Source organism: Peribacillus psychrosaccharolyticus ATCC 23296 (assembly GCF_000305495.1).
GTDB lineage: Bacteria > Bacillota > Bacilli > Bacillales > DSM-1321 > Peribacillus > Peribacillus psychrosaccharolyticus.
This window is the reverse complement of record NZ_AJTN02000005.1, coordinates 17886-38603: the sequence shown is the minus strand read 5'-3', so window position 1 is coordinate 38603 and position 20718 is coordinate 17886. Positions and strand designations below refer to the sequence as shown.

Here is a 20718-nt window from a genome sequence, read left to right as displayed (position 1 = left end):
CTGATTCCAGCTTTTTATCTGCTTAACGGTTATGTTATGGGTTTGGGCAATCTTCCAAAGAGTGTCACCTGATTTTACTTTATATGTAGTGCTACTAGCCGATGCAACGCCGGAAATACCGAATACTAGAAAAAAGGCTGCAGTCATAGACAATATTAGTTTTTTCAAAAGTCGAGTCTCCTTTGTTTTTGAATCGTAGGTATAGAATACCAGCCTTGTGTAACAACTGTGTTTCAAGGTGGTCGTATTTATATTACAAAATGGAGTCATTTAGTAGCATTTTGTAATATAACAGAGTATTTCGTAAGTTGCATATACTAAAAGTGTAGAAAAATAAACTGGGTAATTGGAACTTATTTTACAAAAAACGCATGAAATATGGGTGCTATTCACCAAAACCACTGCTAGATCAATCATATAAATGATGAACTCTATTATTACAGAAATAATGAAACTGAAAGTTTAGCACTCTACGGAGCGTGGATTGTGGATTAGTTAGTTTGCGGGTATCATTTATTTGGAGGTGACAATATGGATTACAGCAAGATTGGGAAGTTGATTTTGACTCTTCGTAGAGAAAAAAAGATGACACAAAAAGATGTTGCCGAAGCTATGAACATAAGCGACAAGACCATTTCTAAATGGGAGCGAGGATTAGGATGTCCCGATGTGTCCTTGCTTGGTGATCTTTCCAGTATATTAGGTGTGAATATTGAAAAGATTTTATTAGGAGATTTAGAGCCTAATGATGCAGAAGGAGGAAATATGAAACGTATTAAATTTTATGTATGTTCTAATTGCGGGAATGTGATGAACAGTATAGGTGAAGCTGATTTATCCTGTTGTGGGAGGAAGTTGGAGCCGCTTATTGCAAAGAAGGAGAATGAAGAACACGCGATAACAGTCGAAGAAATTGACAATGAGTATTACTTAACAATACAGCATGAAATGACGAAAACACATTTTATATCGTTCGTTGCCTATGTTGGTTGGGATAGGGTACTTTTAGTAAAGCTGTATCCAGAACAAAATCCAGAAGTACGGATTCCTAAAATGAAAGGCGGCAGCTTTTATATCTATTGTAATCAGCATGGTCTATGGAAGAAAGAGAAAAACTGAAACGAGAGAACACTCACTAAAAAAATGGCTCTCGTATAGAGAGCCATTCAGACTGTAAACAAACTCGGGTGAGACCTTTAAAATCAAGATGTTGATTTCCATTCCAGGCGCTTCGCTTTCCGCGGGCGGGCGGTGAGCCGCATCAATGCTTACGCTCCTGCGGGGTCTCACCTGTCCCGCTGTTCCCGCAGGAGTCTTCACGCCAACACTCCCATCAACAGACTTTCTAAACTTAAAAGTAAAAGGCCTATTTAAAAATAGATATAGAATTTTGAGGTGATAAGGAGTATTTTCGAAAACCATCTTGAAATGGTCACACTAGACTAGCTTGTTCCTGCAGGCCTATTTGGGTCCGAAAAATGCAAAAGAGGTTCGGAATGAAACCATTCCGAACCTCTTTTGTCTACAAACTGAATGGCTCTCGCATTAGAGAGCCATTCTTTATTAGCCGATATTTTGTTGGTTTGTGCGAACAAACTCGTTGGCAAAATCTATGAGCATTTGCTGGTAGTCCTGTACGGAATCAAGAATTACATATTCACGGTCACCATGCCAATTGGCTCCACTTGGTCCAAACTCAATGGACGGAATGTCGTAGGCAGAAAAGAAAACAGTATCTGCTGATCCATGTTGTCCAAAGACTCTAGCATTTTCGTTTGTGATATTCTCAATAACAGGTTTTAACAAAGAGATAAATGGTTCGTTTTCTTTCGTCCTTACCGGTATCCCAAACATTTTCATCGTGACTTTCCCATCTGTAACGGATTGGATTTGCTCAATGATGTCATCTTTATTTTGCGTAGGCAGGTAGCGGATGTCGAGACTCATTAAGCATTTACCAGGAACCTTATTGTAAACTTCTCCTGCATGCAGCATGGCTAGGTTAATAGAAGGAGAGCGGTAGAGGTCTGAACTTTCGGAAGCAAATGGAAGGGTACGTATTTTTTCATAAATCTCATAAGACTTCTCAATGGCGTTAACCCCTTCCCATGGTCTGCTGCCATGAGCCGGCATGCCGTCTATTTCTATATCAAGTTGTAATACGCCCTTAGCTTGAAGGCCAATCCCTAGTTGAGTCGGTTCAGCACAGATGACAAAGTCTCCTCGATAGCCATTTTTAGCTAAATACCCAGAACAATTAAGCCCTCCAATTTCTTCATCCGATACTATTTGCAGTTGAATTCGGACACGAAGGTCTTGCTTTTGCAATTCAGCGAATGCGCACATCATTGCAGCAACTCCAGCTTTCATATCAGCTGTTCCTCGGCCATAAAGCTTTCCATCTTCCTCATAGGGAATAAATTGATCAGGATTTCCGCTGACAACATCAACATGACCGTTTAAAATAATGGTTTTATCACCTTGTCCAAGTTCAGAAACAAGCATTTTGTACCCATTGTTCGTTAGTACATTCACAGATAATCCTTGTTCTGAAAGCCACTTAGAGCAGAATTCAACTGCTTCATTTGCTCCATCCTTTGTTGAACTGTTAATCGAAACCAAATCTTTAAGTAAATCAGTAAGCATAAAAAAATTACCTCCTGTGTTTATCTTGTCGTATTGTATCTATACCCATTAGGTACTTAAACATTCATGTTTTTACACGATGAAGATGAAATTGAGGGAGCAGTATAAGATCAACTTTCGTTTTTTGACGAATTTTCTTTCTGAATAACAGGTTATTTTTTCAGGACCTGGGGTATTTAACAACAGAGACACAGATACATCACTTTTTTTTAGGAGGATGATCAAGATGGATAAACGTGTAGTTGGAGTATATGATAACGGTGAAGAAGCAATTCGCGCAGTTGAAGATTTGAAAGCTCAGGGTTATAACCGTGATGATATTTCGGTCGTAGCTAAAGACCGTGATGAAGTGAAAACTGTAAATGCAGAAACTGGTACGAAAACTGAAGAAGGTCTTGCGGCGGGTGCAGCAACAGGTGGAATCCTTGGTGGAACAGCCGGTTTATTAGCTGGAATTGGTGCATTGGCTATTCCAGGAATCGGGCCAGTTCTAGCGGCTGGACCAATTGCAGCAACACTTGCAGGAGCAGCTGTTGGTGCCGGAACGGGTGGTCTTGCAGGTGCATTAATCGGAATGGGAATTCCTGAAGCTGAAGCTGGACACTATGAAACAGAGGTGAAATCCGGAAAGCTTTTAATCTTAGTGGATCCTCATGCACCCAAACATGGTGCAGAATATGCTGAACCTAGAGTGAATGTTGGGGCACGTAATGACACTCTCGACACTCATCGTGACCCAATTGATGGTCCAATCGACCGTACAAAAAATTTCCGTAACTAATTGTTAACTAGATAATAACTATCTACTGGACATGGTGTATTCCGTGTCCAGTTTTTTTATCGTTCATACATATCTAAATACCCAGACATATTTAAGCAAACCTATCTTTAGTATTAGGAATTGTTCACGAAGGTTTGGAATACAAAATACGAGTTATTCTTTTATTCCCAATCAATTTATCGACATTTATATCTTTCCTTGTCTCATATAGTTTACGAATGAAATAGAAATGAGAGCGTAAATTAGGAAAGAAACAAGAAAAAAACACATCTTTATTACTAGAAGGAAAATAAAGGGTTACAGCATCATCTTCTCGAACATGAAGAATAAATAACCTTGGAGGGGTGATGGATGCTTGATTAAAAAAATTAAATGGTGTTTGGCCTCATTACTTATTATCATGCTTGCAGCGTTTCCGTATTTACATACTGACAAGGAGTCAGTTTATGCGCTGGATGAGTCAGGGAAATTGGGTCAGCAGATATCGAACGCGCTTAACACGCCAAAATTGGAAGGGGCACTTGCAGGAGTCAGTATTCGAAATGGATCGAGTGGTGAAATTATATTTGAGAAAGGAGCAGACACGCGATTGCGTCCGGCTTCTAATCAAAAGTTATTAACAGCGGCGGCGGCATTAGAAACACTCGGGAAGGATTATCGGTTTAAAACAGAGGTACACACTGACGGAAACAAACATGGAAAGGTCCTTAACGGAAATATCTACATAAAGGGTGAGGGAGATCCAACCCTGTTAAAAAGTGATTTTGATCAATTAGCAGCTGAAGTAAAGAAAAGCGGCATTAAGCTGATTAATGGAAACGTGATTGCCGATGATACTTGGTATGATGATGAACGTTATTCAGAGGATCTTAGCTGGATGGATGAAGCTGAGTATTATGGAGCTGCTGTATCAGCTTTAACCGCTTCACCCAATGAAGATTTTGATACAGGAACTGTAATAGTTGAGGTGAATCCGGCTAACGTGTCAGGTAAGGATGCCTCAATCAACGTTGTTCCTAAAAATGATTATATGAAGATCATTAATCATGCGAAAACAGTGGCAGCAGATGGGAAAAAAGATATTGAGATCACACGCGAGCATGGCAGCAATACGATTACGATTGAGGGGACTATACCACTGCAAGCAAGTAAGACAAGGCAATGGGTGGCCGTATGGGAGCCAACTGGCTATGCCTTGGATTTATTTAAGCAATCGTTGAACGAACAAGGAATCAAGGTTATAGGGAAAGCGAAGATAGGACAGATTTCAAAGAAAGCCACCGTAATCGCAAGTCACAGCTCAATGCCGTTATCGGAACTGCTCGTGCCTTTTATGAAGCTGAGCAATAATGGCCATGCAGAAATGCTTGTTAAGGAAATGGGGAAGGTTCGTCTTGGGGAAGGCAGCTGGGAAAAGGGTTTAGAGGTAGTAGAAAACACGTTGAAATCATTCGATGTAAATACGAATTCACTAATGATGCGTGATGGTTCTGGTATTTCTCATGTGAATTTGGTTCCAGCTAATGAATTATCTAAGCTCTTGTTTTCGGTCCAAGGAAAGTCATGGTTTCCGGTATATGTCAATGCTCTTCCACTTGCAGGTAACAGTGAACGGTTAATAGGGGGAACATTAAGAAATCGTATGAAAGAGACCCCAGCAGCTGAAAATGTACAAGCAAAAACAGGGACAATAACCTCGGTAAGTTCATTATCAGGCTATGTCACGAATAAAAAAGGTGAAAAATTAATATTTTCCATTCTTTTAAATAATTTTTTAGACGAAGAGGGAATTACCAAGATACAGGATGAGATTGCTGTTATCCTGGCAAATCAATAATTAGAAGCCGGCCGATAGTTGGCCGGCTTTTAGTTACGACATCATTTTTCTTATTTTTTTCGGAATCATAACAACCTTCGTTTCCAAATCAGCAGGTTTAAAGTCTGGATCGATACATTTCTCCCAATACTGTAAATGAAGCTGATCAATTTCATGTGCGGAGTTGGTTACTTCTATTCCATCCTCGCCTTGGACTGAGTACCAATACAAAAATTCCTCACCCTCCAAAACCTCTCGGAAGATGGTTTCCACATACATTTTCTCATCTTCAAGCGTCAAAAGCACTTGATCCATATGCTCATTCAGCAAAGCCATCCACTTGTCTACTTCCGCTGTTTTTCCTTTTTTGACTTTAAATCGTGTTAGTTCCACTAACATATGTACCATCCTTTATTTTCTACTTTTAGATATAGTATTCCTTTTGATTAGATAACTGTCAAATTAATAATTCATAAAATAAAGAAAATTTTGTTTAAAGATATATTGCCTAATAAAAGAATAGGTTACTATAAATATAATGGCAGTAATTATTACAAATTATGGCGAGGGCGGGTTGTATGGCGAAAATTCCTGTTAGTGTACAGTCAGTTTTAAATGAATACATGACCTTATTTAATGAACGATTACCAAATACCCTTGTGGGACTTTATCTGCATGGTTCTATTGCATTGGATGCCTTTGTAGAAAATTCCAGCGATATTGATTTTTTGACGATAATTCATCATCGTTTGTCCACATCTGAAGCAGCGGTTTTATATGAGATTCATCAGTCGATTGCTAGCAGCAGCAAGCCAGAAATGGATGGCCATTACCTGATACAAGAGGAGATTGGCAGTCAAGCAGAAGGTCTTTATTATAACGGAGGACAACTGCATGACAAAATAGTTGTAAACCCAGTGACATGGTGGATTCTGAAAAATAAAGGAATTCCTGTTTTAGGAGAAGAGTTGAATATTGCAGTCGAGAGAATGGAATTGCTTTCTTATGTTTCTGAGAATATGAATACATATTGGGCAGACCGTATTAGAAAGGTTGAGGATAGTGACCCAATACTCCTGCTGCCAAAGGAATTCCTTAATGAAGAAATCCAATGGTCCATTTTAGGGATACTCCGTCAATATTACACACTGAGAGAGCATGATATCATTTCAAAGTTGGGCGCTGGGGAATATGCTTTGGAGCATGTTCCAGAAGAGTGGCATAACATCATTAATGAAGCTACCCAAATCAGAAATGGTACGGGGCAGACATTTTTTGAATCTGAGAAGAAACGTATAGATACAGCTTCATCATTTATGGAATACATATTGAAGGAAAGCGCAAATAATTTTGCCAAAGGAATGAAAAAATGACCTATCAAAAAGCTCTAAAGGACTATCTATCTGCGACAAATACACATGAATTTACTAACGTTCAAAAAGTTTTAGATTGTCAGGCTATTTTTTGGTTTTCTGATCGAACATGTACTACATTACCTGAAATTAAACGATATTTCGAAAATGCCTGGGAGCGTATTAAAGAGGAGAAGTATTCGGCTAAAGAAGTTAAATGGGTAGCCGTTGAGGAAAATACAGCTACCTGTTTATATACTTATCATTGGGAAGGTTTTTTAGATAACCATTTCGTTTCTGGAAGCGGGCGAGCTACCAACATCTTTGTAAAGGATGAAAAGGGAAGCTGGAAACTAGTACATGAACATTTGAGTGGTAACTGTTAAGGTAAATAGATTCAGAGCCTGTAGAAAGGCAGCATGTGATAAGTGTCTGGTTAATGTGCAGGAGGCTTTGGAGGGAAAGTTTACCTGTCCAGAAACCCTTCTAAACGATTTTTAACGCCTGGCCATTCTTCCATAAGGATGCTGAAAACAACGGTATTGCGGATATACCCGTCGCGGAGGACCTTATCTTTTCGAAGAATGCCTTCCGGAACCGCACCTAACCGTTTAATAGCAGTTTGTGAGCGAACATTTCGTTCGTCTGTTCTAAACTCGACCCGGTTCATTGACCATGTTTCAAAGGAATGCTGCAGCAGCAACAGTTTACATTCTGAGTTGACCGCAGTTCTCCAGTACGCGGGGTGGTACCAGGTTGAGCCAATTTCTAGCGAACGATTTGAGAATTGGATGGAGCGGAGGCTAGTGCTGCCAATTAGTTGATTCGTTGTATTCTCTATTACCACAAACGGATAATGCAAGCCGTTCTCTCTTGCTGCAATACCATCCTTAATGAAGTTTTCTGCATCCTCAAATGACAAAATCTTCGTAGCACTCCACTCCCAGATTTTCTTCGGTTTTGCTGCTTCATATAAGGGGAGAAGATGTTCTTCGGATAATGGGAGTAAGGTAACAGTCTTTCCTATTAGTTCAATATGTTCCATGCTGAATGTTCCTCCTAGTTTTAAGATGCTACTAGTATAGGAAAAAACTGAGCCTTAGATAAGTGCCAGTTCAAGTATAATTATAGGTACCAGAATTAGATGGGAGATTACGATGGAGTTACTGCCAATTTTAGATGCATCATTGAAGGAACCACTATATATGCAGCTTTATTTATATGTAAAACAGGAAATAAAAGAAGGCCGATTGACTGCCGAAACCAAACTACCATCAAGAAGAAAGCTTTCCGACCATCTTTGTATCAGTCTTAATACGGTTGACGCAGCGTATCAACAATTACAAGCAGAGGGCTACATTTACAGCAAAATGAGAAAAGGGTTGTACGTGAATCATTTAGAAGAAGAACTCAAGCCTGTACAGGATGTTCATTACTTTTATAAGAAGAAACAAATCCAACAGGTGCCAGTTCACTTGGACTTTAATCAGGGGAATATTGACCTTGCTCATTTTCCTAATTCGGTTTGGAAAAAGGTTTCTGCAAACGTGTTGGATAACAGTTCTTTCTTGTTAAATGGCGATCCACAGGGAGAGGAGATGCTTCGCAAAGAGATTTGCTCGTACCTACATCATTCTAGAGGAGTTCAGTGTTCTCCAGACCAAATTATAATTGGTTCTGGCACGCAATATCTTGTTAGTCTTTTAGGCTTAATCATCGGAAGGGAACGGGGCTTTTCTATGGAGGATCCGGGCTTCCACCGAATTCGTCACGTTTTGGAGCAAGGTTCTGAGGTGAAGTTTATCCCATTAGATGAGGATGGAATCAGCATGCCCCATCTTTATGAAAGCCGTGCAGAAGTAGTCTATGTTACTCCTTCACACCAGTTTCCAACTGGAAAAGTCATGCCGCTTACAAGAAGGCTGGAGCTGTTAAAATGGGCAAAAGAAAGAAATGGCTACATCATTGAGGATGATTATGATGGTGAATTCAGACATACAGGTAAACCAATCCCATCATTACAGGGGCTTTTAAACACTAAAGTCATTTATTTAGGGACTTTCTCTAAATCACTCATGCCGTCGAGTCGAATCAGCTATATGATTCTACCGGTTGAATTAGCGACTCGTTATCATGATCACTATTGTCTTTCTAAACAAACAGTCTCTCGACATTTGCAAGAAACCCTCTCCTTATTTATTAGCCAAGGGCATTGGGAAACGCATGTGAATAAAATGAGGACGGTTTATAAACGTAAACATAAGCTGCTGCTGGAGGTCATTGGAGAAGTATTTGGCGATAAAGTGACGATCATTGGTGAAAAGACAGGGCTGCATATTTTGATGACGATTCATAACCATATGTCTGAAGCTGAGTTACTTACAGCTGCCCAAGCAAAGCAGGTAAAAGTCTATCCAACTTCGATCTACTTCGCTCGGGAGAACTCTTTTAAAAACACAATTTTATTAGGGTATGGTGGATTATCAGTTTCAGATATTGATAAAGGAGTCAGGCTGCTGAATGAAGCATGGTTTTAATACGGGGGTATCAGTATAAAATAATTATAATTATCGAAAGAAGAAAGCGTATTATATGATGTTTTAGGTTTATTTTTCCGTAAAGATGAAGTCCGTTGGCTATAGCTAGAAGCTGAATGAGGACCAGACTAAAAATGAGTATGGGAAATACATCGATCATAGCAGAAGTAAGTATAAGGATTCCTGACAGAGAGAATAAGAGCGTAGACCAAAATGGAACCAGCTTTCTTTTATAATTGGCTATCCCAGCAGTCAAGGAAACGCCCCCGTACACTACAATAAAAATAGTTGCAGCAAAATGTAAACTAAACAAACTACCCACTCCTTTTCAAAGGTTATATAGGTAGTAAAAACCATGGGGTTAACCCCATGTCAATAGCGTGGTGAGAAAAATGAGGATAGGTGAATTTGTTAAGAGGGTAAAGACAACGAAGGACACAGTCAGGCATTATGAAAATATGGAATTATTAAATCCAGATATGGTCGGTACTCGAAGACAATATACTGAAAAAGAGATTCTCGAATTTCAGGTGATTACAGAATTGAAATCATTTGGGTTCAGCCTAAATGATATTCAATTAATCTTTCAGTTGAAATTAGCTTATGGATGTGGGAATCAACAAATGGTTCACCAATTATTTGCTCAATTAGCATCTCATTTAGAAGTTGTGAAAAAAGAAGAAATCGAGATTAAAAGACGAAGAATATTGCTTGAAGATGAACTTAAACAATTAGAGAAACTATTATAAAAGGGTTATTGCATTCTATAAACAAGACAAAGGAACTCATCCATGAGTTCCTTTGTACATTATAAATTAAAGTGTTTCATAAATGACCGAACCCATCTGTGAAGTATCATAATCACTTAGAGAGTTGATTTCCGATTGGAAAGAAGGGGAAGCTAAAATCTCTTTTATATTGGCGATGAGCGGCGTGTTTTCGGGTGTTTTTAGAATAACAAGATCCAGACGTTCTGTAATTAAAGGAATGAAGTCCACGCCAACAATTTTTGCAGCTTTCTCAATTCCTATGCCTGCATCAGCTAATCCTGAGTTTATTGCTGAAGCTATACTTAAATGATTGGTTTCTTCTTTTGTGTAGCCCTTTATCTCAGTAACAGGGATATTATGTATCCTGAGCTGTTCATCCAAAAGGATCCTTGCGCCTGAACCTTTCTCGCGATTAATGATGGTTACCTGTTTCTGATGCAAATCCTTCCAGGAGGTAAGATTATGCGGATTTCCTTTTTGGACGTATAGTCCGGCTTTCCGTGAAACCAGATTGATTAAAATGTAAGGATAGCTTACTAAGATTTTCTTTACGTAGGGCAGATTATATTCTCCAGTATCACCATCAAGGACATGCAAGCTAACGATATCACACTCACCATTGTACATAGAAATCAGGCTGTTTAAGCTTCCTGTATATGATCGTAACGTTTTATAAGCGGAGCCTTTTTCAATATGCTTTCCGAGTATATCAAGTACAAGGTCTTGGCCGCTGATGACAATCTTAGAGCTGTCTTTCGCTCCATTTCGTTGAAACTCATCAGCTGGTTGATTCCGATTATGATTGATATATGCTTCTAAGTCTTTCGCGTCCATTCGCATTTGTCTGCCGACCCGAAAAACAGGGATCTCGCCTTTTTTTATGAGGTCATATATGGTGAGTTTCGATACTTTTAAAAGCTGTGATACTTCCTCGATTGTATAAGAAAGGTCTTTCGTCATTGTAATCGCATCCTTCCATCACCTATAATAACGCACTATCAATGAAAAAGTAACTTTACCATTATCGTCTCTTTCTTTTTTTGTTCTAAGCGATTATAATTGGATGGATCTATTTATAACTAGTTATATCTAGTTATAACTTTAAAGGTGAAGGAAGTTGAAGTTTAGTGAAAAAGATAGGGATTTTTTGTATTTCGTTTATGTTGTTTGTATTAGTAATGTCCGGATGTTCAACAAATGAAGAAAGTAAAAAGGAGGAAGCTGGTACGGAGAAGGTCGAGTTGACCATTTCGGCTGCCGCAAGTCTACAAGATGCTATAAATGAAATAAAAACAGCTTATGAAAAAGAAAATTCTAATGTGAAAATCAATCTGAATTTTGGGGCTTCTGGTGCACTCCAGCAACAAATTTCTAAGGGAGCACCAGTTGATTTATTCTTCTCAGCCGCTGAAGACAAATTTGATCAATTAGTGGATGAAAAGCTCATTGAAAAGGATAAAGGAATAGACCTTCTTGGTAATGAAATTGTCTTAGTGGTTCCACAAGACTCTGATCAAAGTATAAAAGAATTTGAAGATCTCCCAAAAGCAAAAAAAATTGCTATTGGTACGCCTGAGACAGTCCCTGCTGGACAATATGGTAAAGAGATGTTAGAAAACTTAGGTGTTTGGAAAGATAGTGAAGAAAAAGTGGTTTACGCCAAGGATGTGCGTCAAGTACTCACCTATGTAGAGACAGAGAATGTTGATGCAGGGATCGTTTACAAAACCGATGCTTTGACCTCTGAAAAAGTCAAAATTACGGCGACAGCATCAGAAGATACACACACTCCGATTATTTATCCAGTAGGAGTAATTAAAGAGAGCTCCCATTTAGAAGAAGCGAATGATTTTTACGAATATCTTCAAACCGAAAAAGCGATGGAGATATTTGTGAAATATGGATTTGCGGATATTAATTGATGACTACTGATTTTTGGTCACCTGTCCGATTATCTATTGAGATTGCAATCGTTTCTGGAATACTGGTTATTATTCTAGGAATAATTGCGGGGAGGTTTATGGCTCGGGCTAAATTTAGGGGGAAAGTGTTGGTTGAAACACTCTTTCTTTTACCATTAGTTTTACCGCCGACGGTTGTGGGTTTTTTCTTAATTGTTCTGTTTGGAAAAAACAGCCCTTTCGGCCAGTTAATTGAATGGTTGTTTAATCAGTCGATTATGTTTACCTGGTGGGCTGCTGTTCTAGCCTCTGCTATTGTTGCCTTTCCATTAATGTATCAGTCGTCTAAGACCGGATTCGAAGCGATAGATATCGATATAGAAGGAGCAGCAAGAGTAGATGGAGCGAATGAATTCAAACTATTTCTGTTCGTCTCCATTCCCTTAGCTCTTAAGTCGCTTGTTACAGGTGGAATCTTGAGTGTTGCACGAGCATTAGGAGAGTTTGGAGCGACTCTCATGTTTGCGGGGAACATCCCAGGTAAAACGCAAACGACACCAACAGCGATCTATATGGCGATTGATACGGGTAATATGCAAATGGCTTGGCTATGGGTAGTCAGTATAGTTGGAATCTCATTTATTATGCTGATTGTTTCCCAGTTGGTAAAATCATAATGAAAAGCAAGTCAAAATGGCCTCGGTATTATTCCATGGCTATTCTTTAGGTTTTAATGGCTGGGTAAAAACAAGCTAAGCTGTCTATGAACAAAAAGGTTGGTATACTAAAATAAGCTCTGATGATCTTAATGGGAAAATCAGCTTGATATATGCCAAAATGGTTAGATAAAATTTTACCAAATAAAGACGTTGAAGATGAAGAACGTAAGAAAAATAAAAGAATAAAACTAGGGTAAGTGAAACAAAAGGTTCGGTTTCTATTGGGACCGCCTAATTAAATGGATACACTAAACGCATATTTTGATAAAAAGAAAGCCGAGTTTTCCTTCACTATGGAAACTCGGCTTTTCTTTTTGATTCTAAAATGAGAAATTACTTAAAACATTTTACATAGAATGGAAAAACATAGTATTTAAGAACTATCAAGGAAGAGTTACATGCATATATGGGTAGTTATTGAACCATTTGAAAGAGATCCACCCGGAAAGCTAGAGCACCAGCAGGTTTTTAAAATCATTTACCGAACTATATCTAATTATAGGGTTTTATAGGAGGTTATTTATGATGGATATACAAGATGAATGGTTTACGGTAGAAGAGATTGATCGTACAACCTATGCAATTAGTGAATATGGACATTGGGAAAGGGTTCATTCGTATTTATTGCTTGGAGAGGAGAAGGCTGCACTCATTGATACGGGGTTAGGCATCGCTTCTATGAAAAGAATAACGGATCAACTAACAGACTTGCCTATCATTGTTCTTACGACTCATGTTCATGCAGACCATATTGGCAGTCATGGTGAATTCGAGAAGATTTATGTCCATGAAGAGGATGAAGAGTGGTTGATTAACGGGATAAAGGGTCTTTCAATCGCACAAATCAGATACGATATGGCTCGTGATATTACGAAGCCTATTCCGAAAACATTCCATCCTGATACATATAAACCGTATCAAGGAATACCAGCTGGGTTGGTAGCAGATGGAGACATCCTTGATTTAGGAAACCGAAATCTAACAATCTACCATACCCCTGGTCACTCACCAGGACATATTAGTATCTTTGACAAAAAAGAAGGCTATTTATTTACAGGAGATTTACTATATGCTGAAACGCCAATTTATGCTTTTTACCCAAGCACTAATCCGACGGACTTAGTTAATTCTCTAGAAAAAATAGCTCGAATTAATGGAGTGTCTAACATATATGGAGGACATAATCATTTACAAATGGATTCGTCTATTTTAGAAGAAGTATTGGACGCAGTTCATTGGCTAAGAGAGAATCATCTAGTTAAACATGGAACCGGAATTCACCAATTCAAGAGCTTCAGTATTCAATTTTAAGCAAAGGAGTATGAGCATGCATAAAATTCTGCTTGTAGAAGATGATGTGGAAATTAGTGAAATGGTGAGTGTTCAATTGAACAAAGAAGGATTTGATCTTGTAACTGCATTTGATGGAGAAGAGGCAATCACGAATTTTGCCAAGTATACCTTTGACTTAGTCATTCTTGATTTAATGATTCCTAAGGTTTCGGGAATGGATATTTTAAAAAGTATTCGTGAAAACAGCAAGGTCCCGGTGTTAATTATGTCAGCTAAAGACAGTGATGTTGATAAGGCACTTGGATTGGGTTTTGGAGCTGACGACTATCTCACTAAACCTTTCTCTATGATTGAATTAACGGCCAGGGTAAAAGCAATCATTCGACGTGCTACTGACTATTCAAAAGATGAACAAAAGGTTGATAGCTTTCGACAAATCGGAGATCTTTCCATCGATTTGGAAAACTTCTCGGTTCTTAAAAATGGTACTGAGATTAAATTGACTTCTAAAGAATTTAGCATATTGAAGCTGTTTGTTACGAATCCAAGCAGGGTTTTTACGAAAGCGCAGCTGTATCGTTTTATTTGGAATGATGATTACTACGGTGACGAAAATGTGATCAATGTCCATATTAGAAGACTGAGAGAAAAGATTGAGGAAAATCCATCAGATCCCTGCTATATTAAAACAATCTGGGGAATTGGCTATAAGTTAGGAATTTCTTAAAATGTTCATTCTGCTAATAGTCAGTTTAACGGCAATTATTATCTATCAATATCTTATACATAGAAACCAACAGCGGGTTCTTACATCCATATCCGAAAAGCTCCAGCAAATCATGAAACGTTCAACAGATGAAAAGCTCTTACTGCAAACAGATGATAAAAGAGTGAAAACACTCCTTGTCGAATTAAATAAACTCTTAGATCATAATCAAACAATTCGAGCTGCACATAACCAGACAGAAGATTCTATGCGAAGAATGTTGTCGAATATTTCGCATGATTTAAAAACGCCATTGACAGTCGTCATGGGCTACATTGAAATGATCACATCTGATCCAAACCTAAGCAAAGAAGAAACGGATGTGTTGCTGAAAAAGGTACATTACAAAACAGTGGAAGTACTGAATCTAATGAATAAGTTTTTTAATTTAGCTAGATTAGAATCAGGAGATATAGATATTCCGTTAACTCGAGTCAATATTAATGAAATCTGCCGCAAGAATATTCTCACCTATTATGACGTACTGGCAGCTAAGGGGTTTACCGTTAAGGTAGACATACCAGAGGAACCATTGTATGTATTAGGCAATGAAGTAGAATTGGAGCGAATCTTAAATAATTTACTGTCAAATAGTATTCGTTATGGCAGTGATGGTTTAGTTATCGGTCTTACAGTAAGAAGTTCATCTGACATGATTTATGTGGATGTCTGGGATAAGGGAAAAGGAATGAACGAACGTGATCAAAATCGAATCTTTGAACGAATGTATACATTAGAAGATTCTAGAAACAAGTTGTATCAAGGGAGCGGACTAGGCCTGACGATAACCAAACGTCTGATTGAGCAATTAGGCGGAGAAATCACTTTGCAAAGTAAACCCTTTGAAAGAACTATCTTTACTTTTAGTTTAAAACGACTAAACTTTTAGGACATTAAAAACGTAAGGTTTTTGTAAGAAATAGGTAAGAAAAAAGCAACACCTGCTGATTAGAATGATAAGTAACAAATAAGAAAAAGGGAGAGAGAAGATGACGTATATCATTCAAACCAATCAGTTGACCAAATCTTATAAGGAAAGCCACGTTGTTTCTAATGTGAACATGAAAGTTAAAAAGGGAGAAATATATGGTTTTCTTGGACCGAATGGAGCAGGGAAGACAACGGTTATGAAAATGCTGACCGGACTCGTTAAACCTACCGGAGGGAGCATTGAAATCTTTGGTGAAAAATTGACGGAGACTTCATATGATCTATTTGCAAGAATGGGAAGTATCATTGAATACCCTGTCTTCTACGATAAGTTGACTGCGAAAGAAAATTTAGCGTTGCATGGTGAATATATGGGGTATTACGACAAGCAAGCGATTGATGAGGCGCTTAAGCTTGTTGGGCTCACATCAATCAGTCAGAAGTCAGTAAAAGAGTTTTCACTTGGAATGAAACAACGGCTTGGAATCGCGAGGGCAATAATGACGAAGCCGCAGCTATTAATTTTGGATGAACCGATAAATGGTTTAGATCCAGTTGGGATAAAAGAATTACGAAGTTTATTTCAAATGCTCTGCCATGAATACGAAATGACATTATTAATTTCCAGCCATATCCTAGGGGAGATTGAATTAATTGCTGACACAATAGGCGTGATTAAAGAAGGAAGATTAATTGAGGAAGTCTCTATGAAGGACATTCGAGATAGAAATACGGAATATATTGAATTAAGTACAGAACAAACTAAAAAAGCCGTTTATGTCTTAGAAGAGATTTTAGCGATTACAAATTATAAGCTGCTAGATGATTCAATCATCAGAATCTATAGCACCGAGCACACTCAACGTGACATAAGTAAGGCACTCATTTTAAACGATGTTTCAATTGAAGCATTGTCTAAGAAGAATCATTCACTTGAGGATTACTTTTTGTCATTGATCAATGGAGGTGGGCTGAGTGCTTAAGTTAATAAAATTAGAAATTAAAAAGTTCAAATTAGCCGGTTATTTGAAAACAGTTCTGTTTATTAACCTAGGGATTATGATTGCTCTCTGCGGGATTTATTTTGCCGAAAAAAGTGAAGGGATATCTACTTTAGGAACCTATAAGGAATCTTTCGAGATGATTGGAATACTTGTTCGGGCAGCGTTTATTGTTTTTGCATCGGTACTGATTTCTAAACTGATTATTGATGAATATAGAAACAATACGATATCTATATTGTTTACTTACCCAATTAACCGAAAGAAAATTATGCTGGCAAAAATTCTGCTTATTGCTGGATTTACGTTTGTAAATATACTTTTGTCTAGTGTATTTATCGGATTTATGTTTTTCTTGGCTGATCTTGGCTTGAATTTTGTACCGGAGCAACTAACAAGCGGCACGTTAACTGAATCTATCATTCAAATGCCACTTATAGCATTTGCAGCGGCAGGAATGGGGTTGGTCCCGTTATACTTTGGGATGATAAAGAAATCGGTGCCAGTTACAATCGTCACGTCTATTCTGCTAATCTCACTTACTAACACAACTGTAGATGATTTTACGTTATCAAAAGTTCTGGCCATACCCATTGTTCTCGGATTCATTGGCGTATTAGTAGCTTATTTCTCCGTTAGAAATATTGATCATGTGGATATCGACTAGAGTAGTTTTCCTTCCATCTGTTAAATCAGGTGGTTTTTTCTGTTTTTAGTGGATGATGGCTTTCTAAGCGAATAATTAAACAATAGAAAACAGCAGCAGAGCAAATTAGAAGGTGGTTGTGGTAGGATATGGATATAATTTAACTTGACAGATAGGGCGGTGAACAGGATGTACATTTATAAGGCGGAAGACATTAAAAACATTGACGCTGAAGCGGCTAAAAAGGGTCTGGATTCATTTACGCTTATGGAGAACGCAGGGAGTGCTCTTTATCGCGAACTATCTTCCATCATCAATAAAGAACAGCGACTGTTGATCCTTGCGGGCAAAGGAAATAATGGCGGAGATGGGATTGTACTTGCACGGCATCTCAAACAGAATGGCTATCGGTGTGATCTCGTTTTTCCAGATGAAAAGCCAGTTTCCCCAAGTGCACAGAGACATTTTACTTACTTTTCAAACTGTGGGTTTGACGTATCTCATCTGGATGGAAGTTATGACGTCATTATTGATGCACTGCTTGGGGCGGGCGCACGGCATCCGCTCCAGAAAAATATGGTACAAATGGTGAGCTGGGCGAATGCACAGGATGCCCTGCGTATTGCCATTGACATGCCGACTGGGGTAATAGCCGATAAAGGAGAAGTAGGGGCTGCGTTTCAAGCTGATTATACCTTTAGCTTGCATGGCTATAAACCCTCAGCGTTTCTGGATGGAAGCGAGAGATATTATGGAGACATTCGCGTGCTTGATATTGGTCTGCCTCACACTTCGAATTGGCGAGTTTGGACAGAATCGGACGTAAGGAAAACATTTAACAAAAGAAAACCCAATGCCCATAAAGGAACGTACGGGACAGGACTACTTGTTGCGGGAACGGATGAAATGCCTGGGAGTGCATTGCTTGCTGCGTTGGCAGCAATGAGGAGCGGAATTGGAAAGCTGACGGTGGCCACGACTCCCTTTGCATCTGCGATTATTGCGGCCAAAGTTCCCGAATGTACTTTCATTCATAATGGTCTCGAACAAATAGCTGACGGAAAAATCCCTCGAAAAATAAAAGCAGCGGCTGTTGGTCCGGGTCTTACTGATCAAGTGAAAATAAACAAGGCATTGAAGCAGCTGTTTGAAGAAAAAATCCCGCTTATACTTGATGCGGGTGCACTGACAAAGCGTGAATATCCGATGAAAACCGAACCCATAATTGTTACACCTCATCCTGGAGAATTTGCTAAAATGACAGGGAAAATGACAGCAGACATTCAAAAGAATCGCTTGGATGAAGCATCTGCCTATGCGATGGGAAATGAAGTCATTGTTGTTCTTAAAGGCAGAAATACCGTTATTGCCTTCCCCGATGGATCCTTACATATTAATGTAACAGGAAATGCAGGACTGGCAAAGGGAGGGACAGGTGATACATTAACAGGAATACTGCTGGCGTTTATTTCCTCTGCAAACGATATAAAATCTGCTATAGCTAATGCGGTGTATCTACATGGTGCAAGTGCTGATTATTGGAGTGAGACTCGAGCTGAAACCTCCCTTCTTGCTAGTGATGTGAGTGAAAATCTTGCCTTTGTATTAAAGGCGTTTGAATAAAGGAGACAGTATGTTACTACATAAAATGACCGAAGATCTTTCTTTCCGCCTCTTTACTCTGGATGATGCGGAAGAAGTATTCACTTTAATTAATAACTCAAGAACGTATTTAAGAGAATATTTAGGCTGGGTCGATAACACGACTGAAGTAAAAGATTCAGAGAACTGGATCAAAACAACTTTACAAGGGATGGTAGAAACAGGCGGCTTTCCCACAACAGTCGCGATTATTTATGCAGGAGAAATTGCTGGAACGATTGGCTTACAAGGAATTAACCGTGTTAATCGTTCTGCAAGTATCGGATATTGGCTTGGCGAAGGGTTTCAAGGAAAAGGAATTATGACAAAGGCTTGCAGCAACTTGATGGATTATGGGTTTAACGAGCTTAAGCTTAATCGGATTTCCATTGAGGCTGCTTTTAGCAATGAAAAAAGCCGTGCCATCCCTGAACGTTTAGGATTTCAAGAGGAAGGACACATTCGACAGGCGGAGTGGCTTTATAATCATTATGTGGATCATGTTGTGTATGGAATGCTTGCTGAGGAATGGAACAATTACCAAAAATAGGTACTAAAAAAGGCAGTCTATAACATTTATAGACTGCCTTTTCTGTGTCTACAAACGAAAAATTAGAATTTCGCCTATATTTTTTTTGGTTGCATATAGTTAGTTGAACTCAAGAATGTGCAGGAGGAGGGAAGTACTTGGAAATCTCGGTTAAGCAAGGTGATTCCTTATGGTATTATAGTCAGTTATTTAAAATGAATATCCAGCTGATTATAGATTCTAATGAGGGCATAGACGCTGGACAACTGTTTATTGGTCAACGAATTAAAATTCCAGGCTTTTTAACCATTCAGTTAGCTCTTGAAAAAGGTGATTCATTTTGGGCAATTGCCCAAAAATATAAAGTACCAGTGGCTGCGATGTATACAGTTAATCCAAAAGTCGATGCTTCTTCTCTGCAAGTCGGACAGGTGATTCAAGTGCCATTGCGAGTTACTTGGATGCTCGTGAAAGGACAGCAGGAATATACGTACGCGAAGATGGTCAATGATCTTGCTTCTCTTATACAAGTTTATCCGTTCGTTGGTAAATCTTCGATTGGTGCTTCTGTGCTTGGAAAAGAAATCCCAGGCTTGTCGATAGGAAAAGGTGATAAACAAGTTAACTATAATGGGTCTTTTCATGCAAATGAGTGGATCACAACACCGGTTATCATGACGTTTATAAATGACTACTTGTTGGCACTTACCAATCAAACATCTATCCGTGGTCTAGAAGTTTATCCTTTGTATCAACAAACTATGTTGTCCATTGTACCAATGGTGAATCCAGATGGAGTGAATTTAGTGTTGAATGAGCTGCCTTCGGAGCCTTGGCTGAGCTTTGTCACGGAATGGAATAATGGCAGCAGAGATTTCTCTGATTGGAAGGCAAATATAAGAGGAGTTGATTTAAATGACCAATTCCCTGCGGAATGGGAATTAGAACGAGAAAGGAATCCAAAGGTACCCGGGCCAAGAGATTACGGAGGAGAAAGTCCTCTTAGTGAGCCGGAAACGATTGCGATGGCTAATCTAACTAAGAAGGATGATTATGCCATGGTATTGGCTTTTCATACACAAGGAGAAGTGATTTACTGGGGATTCGAAAATCTTGAGCCGCCCGAATCAAAAGTCATTGTTGAGGAGTTTGCGAGGGTCAGCGGGTATGAGCCAGTTCAGACGATAGACAGTTATGCTGGATATAAGGACTGGTTTATTCAAGATTGGCGCCGTCCGGGATTTACCATCGAACTAGGCAGTGGAGTAAACCCGTTGCCGCTTAGTCAGTTTGATGAAATATATCAAGAGGCATTAGGAATTTTTTTAGCGGGACTTTATTTATAGAATAATCTGTAATTTTTACTTGATATAGGGTATAAGGTCACTGA

21 protein-coding genes are annotated in these 20718 nt (G+C 38.8%); 17 read left to right on the top strand and 4 right to left on the bottom strand.

Annotated elements, in window-relative coordinates; genetic code table 11:
• Window positions 1-531 precede the first annotated feature (531 nt).
• Window positions 532-1119 carry a helix-turn-helix domain-containing protein gene (locus WYK_RS00995; protein WP_040372515.1) on the top strand — a complete coding sequence of 196 codons (588 nt, stop codon included), beginning with the start codon at window positions 532-534 and terminating at the stop codon, window positions 1117-1119.
• Window positions 1120-1563: 444 nt separating this feature from the next.
• On the opposite strand, the gene WYK_RS00985 is transcribed toward WYK_RS00995, so the two are convergent.
• Window positions 1564-2646 carry a M20 family metallopeptidase gene (locus tag WYK_RS00985; RefSeq protein ID WP_040372513.1) on the bottom strand — a complete coding sequence of 361 codons (1083 nt, stop codon included), beginning with the start codon at window positions 2644-2646 and terminating at the stop codon, window positions 1564-1566.
• Window positions 2647-2872: 226 nt separating this feature from the next.
• On the opposite strand from WYK_RS00985, the gene WYK_RS00980 reads away from it, so the two are divergent.
• Both WYK_RS00980 and dacB read left to right on the top strand, forming a co-directional pair.
• The gene (locus WYK_RS00980; protein WP_081704707.1) at window positions 2873-3427 is read left to right on the top strand and encodes a YflT domain-containing protein; all 555 of its coding nucleotides are present in this window, start codon (window positions 2873-2875) and stop codon (window positions 3425-3427) included.
• Between the two features lie 355 nt (window positions 3428-3782).
• Window positions 3783-5264 (top strand): D-alanyl-D-alanine carboxypeptidase/D-alanyl-D-alanine endopeptidase, encoded by a 1482-nt coding sequence (gene dacB, locus WYK_RS00975; RefSeq protein ID WP_040372511.1) that lies wholly within the window; start codon window positions 3783-3785, stop codon window positions 5262-5264.
• 33 nt (window positions 5265-5297) lie between these two features.
• On the opposite strand, the gene WYK_RS00970 is transcribed toward dacB, so the two are convergent.
• A complete protein-coding gene (locus WYK_RS00970; protein WP_040372510.1) occupies window positions 5298-5642 on the bottom strand; it encodes a DUF6176 family protein in 345 nt (114 codons plus the stop codon).
• A gap of 179 nt (window positions 5643-5821) precedes the next feature.
• Between WYK_RS00970 and WYK_RS00965 the strand changes: the two genes are divergently transcribed.
• A complete protein-coding gene (locus WYK_RS00965; protein ID WP_040372508.1) occupies window positions 5822-6616 on the top strand; it encodes an aminoglycoside adenylyltransferase domain-containing protein in 795 nt (264 codons plus the stop codon).
• Complete coding sequence (locus tag WYK_RS00960; RefSeq protein ID WP_040372507.1) at window positions 6613-6981, top strand: YybH family protein; 369 nt, start codon at window positions 6613-6615, stop codon at window positions 6979-6981. Before WYK_RS00965 ends, WYK_RS00960 begins: the two co-directional genes overlap by 4 nt.
• A gap of 80 nt (window positions 6982-7061) precedes the next feature.
• Here the strand turns inward: WYK_RS00960 and WYK_RS00955 are convergent, their stop codons facing one another.
• Window positions 7062-7640, bottom strand: coding sequence for a GNAT family N-acetyltransferase (locus tag WYK_RS00955; RefSeq protein ID WP_040372506.1), 579 nt, complete (start codon window positions 7638-7640; stop codon window positions 7062-7064).
• A 112-nt stretch (window positions 7641-7752) separates the two neighbouring features.
• Between WYK_RS00955 and pdxR the strand changes: the two genes are divergently transcribed.
• Window positions 7753-9132, top strand: a complete 1380-nt coding sequence (pdxR, locus tag WYK_RS00950; RefSeq protein WP_040372505.1) for a MocR-like pyridoxine biosynthesis transcription factor PdxR — start codon at window positions 7753-7755, stop codon at window positions 9130-9132.
• A gap of 392 nt (window positions 9133-9524) precedes the next feature.
• Window positions 9525-9881, top strand: a complete 357-nt coding sequence (locus WYK_RS00940) for a MerR family transcriptional regulator (protein ID WP_040372501.1) — start codon at window positions 9525-9527, stop codon at window positions 9879-9881.
• A gap of 66 nt (window positions 9882-9947) precedes the next feature.
• On the opposite strand, the gene WYK_RS00935 is transcribed toward WYK_RS00940, so the two are convergent.
• The gene (locus WYK_RS00935) at window positions 9948-10862 is read right to left on the bottom strand and encodes a substrate-binding domain-containing protein (protein ID WP_040372500.1); all 915 of its coding nucleotides are present in this window, start codon (window positions 10860-10862) and stop codon (window positions 9948-9950) included.
• 167 nt (window positions 10863-11029) lie between these two features.
• Here WYK_RS00935 and modA point away from each other — a divergent pair, with 167 nt between their 5' ends.
• The 10 genes from modA to WYK_RS00885 all read left to right on the top strand — a co-directional run bounded on the left by modA (window position 11030) and on the right by WYK_RS00885 (window position 20674).
• Window positions 11030-11824: a molybdate ABC transporter substrate-binding protein gene (gene modA, locus WYK_RS00930; protein WP_040372499.1), complete on the top strand. Its 795-nt coding sequence runs from the start codon at window positions 11030-11032 to the stop codon at window positions 11822-11824.
• Window positions 11824-12480 carry a molybdate ABC transporter permease subunit gene (gene modB, locus WYK_RS00925; RefSeq protein ID WP_040372497.1) on the top strand — a complete coding sequence of 219 codons (657 nt, stop codon included), beginning with the start codon at window positions 11824-11826 and terminating at the stop codon, window positions 12478-12480. The genes modA and modB overlap by 1 nt, the downstream gene beginning before the upstream one ends.
• A 567-nt stretch (window positions 12481-13047) precedes the next feature.
• Window positions 13048-13833, top strand: coding sequence for an MBL fold metallo-hydrolase (locus WYK_RS00920; protein WP_040372519.1), 786 nt, complete (start codon window positions 13048-13050; stop codon window positions 13831-13833).
• A 16-nt stretch (window positions 13834-13849) separates the two neighbouring features.
• The gene (locus tag WYK_RS00915) at window positions 13850-14542 is read left to right on the top strand and encodes a response regulator transcription factor (RefSeq protein WP_326238950.1); all 693 of its coding nucleotides are present in this window, start codon (window positions 13850-13852) and stop codon (window positions 14540-14542) included.
• Window position 14543: 1 nt separating this feature from the next.
• Window positions 14544-15470, top strand: coding sequence for a sensor histidine kinase (locus tag WYK_RS00910; RefSeq protein WP_040372495.1), 927 nt, complete (start codon window positions 14544-14546; stop codon window positions 15468-15470).
• A gap of 100 nt (window positions 15471-15570) precedes the next feature.
• Window positions 15571-16494 carry an ABC transporter ATP-binding protein gene (locus WYK_RS00905; RefSeq protein ID WP_040372494.1) on the top strand — a complete coding sequence of 308 codons (924 nt, stop codon included), beginning with the start codon at window positions 15571-15573 and terminating at the stop codon, window positions 16492-16494.
• Window positions 16487-17179: an ABC transporter permease gene (locus WYK_RS00900; RefSeq protein ID WP_040372493.1), complete on the top strand. Its 693-nt coding sequence runs from the start codon at window positions 16487-16489 to the stop codon at window positions 17177-17179. Before WYK_RS00905 ends, WYK_RS00900 begins: the two co-directional genes overlap by 8 nt.
• A gap of 168 nt (window positions 17180-17347) precedes the next feature.
• A complete protein-coding gene (locus tag WYK_RS00895) occupies window positions 17348-18781 on the top strand; it encodes a bifunctional ADP-dependent NAD(P)H-hydrate dehydratase/NAD(P)H-hydrate epimerase (RefSeq protein ID WP_040372492.1) in 1434 nt (477 codons plus the stop codon).
• Window positions 18782-18791: 10 nt separating this feature from the next.
• A complete protein-coding gene (locus tag WYK_RS00890) occupies window positions 18792-19349 on the top strand; it encodes a GNAT family N-acetyltransferase (RefSeq protein WP_040372491.1) in 558 nt (185 codons plus the stop codon).
• Between the two features lie 137 nt (window positions 19350-19486).
• On the top strand, window positions 19487-20674 hold the full coding sequence (locus WYK_RS00885; protein ID WP_040372490.1) for a M14 family metallopeptidase: 1188 nt from the start codon (window positions 19487-19489) through the stop codon (window positions 20672-20674).
• Window positions 20675-20718: the final 44 nt, after the last annotated feature.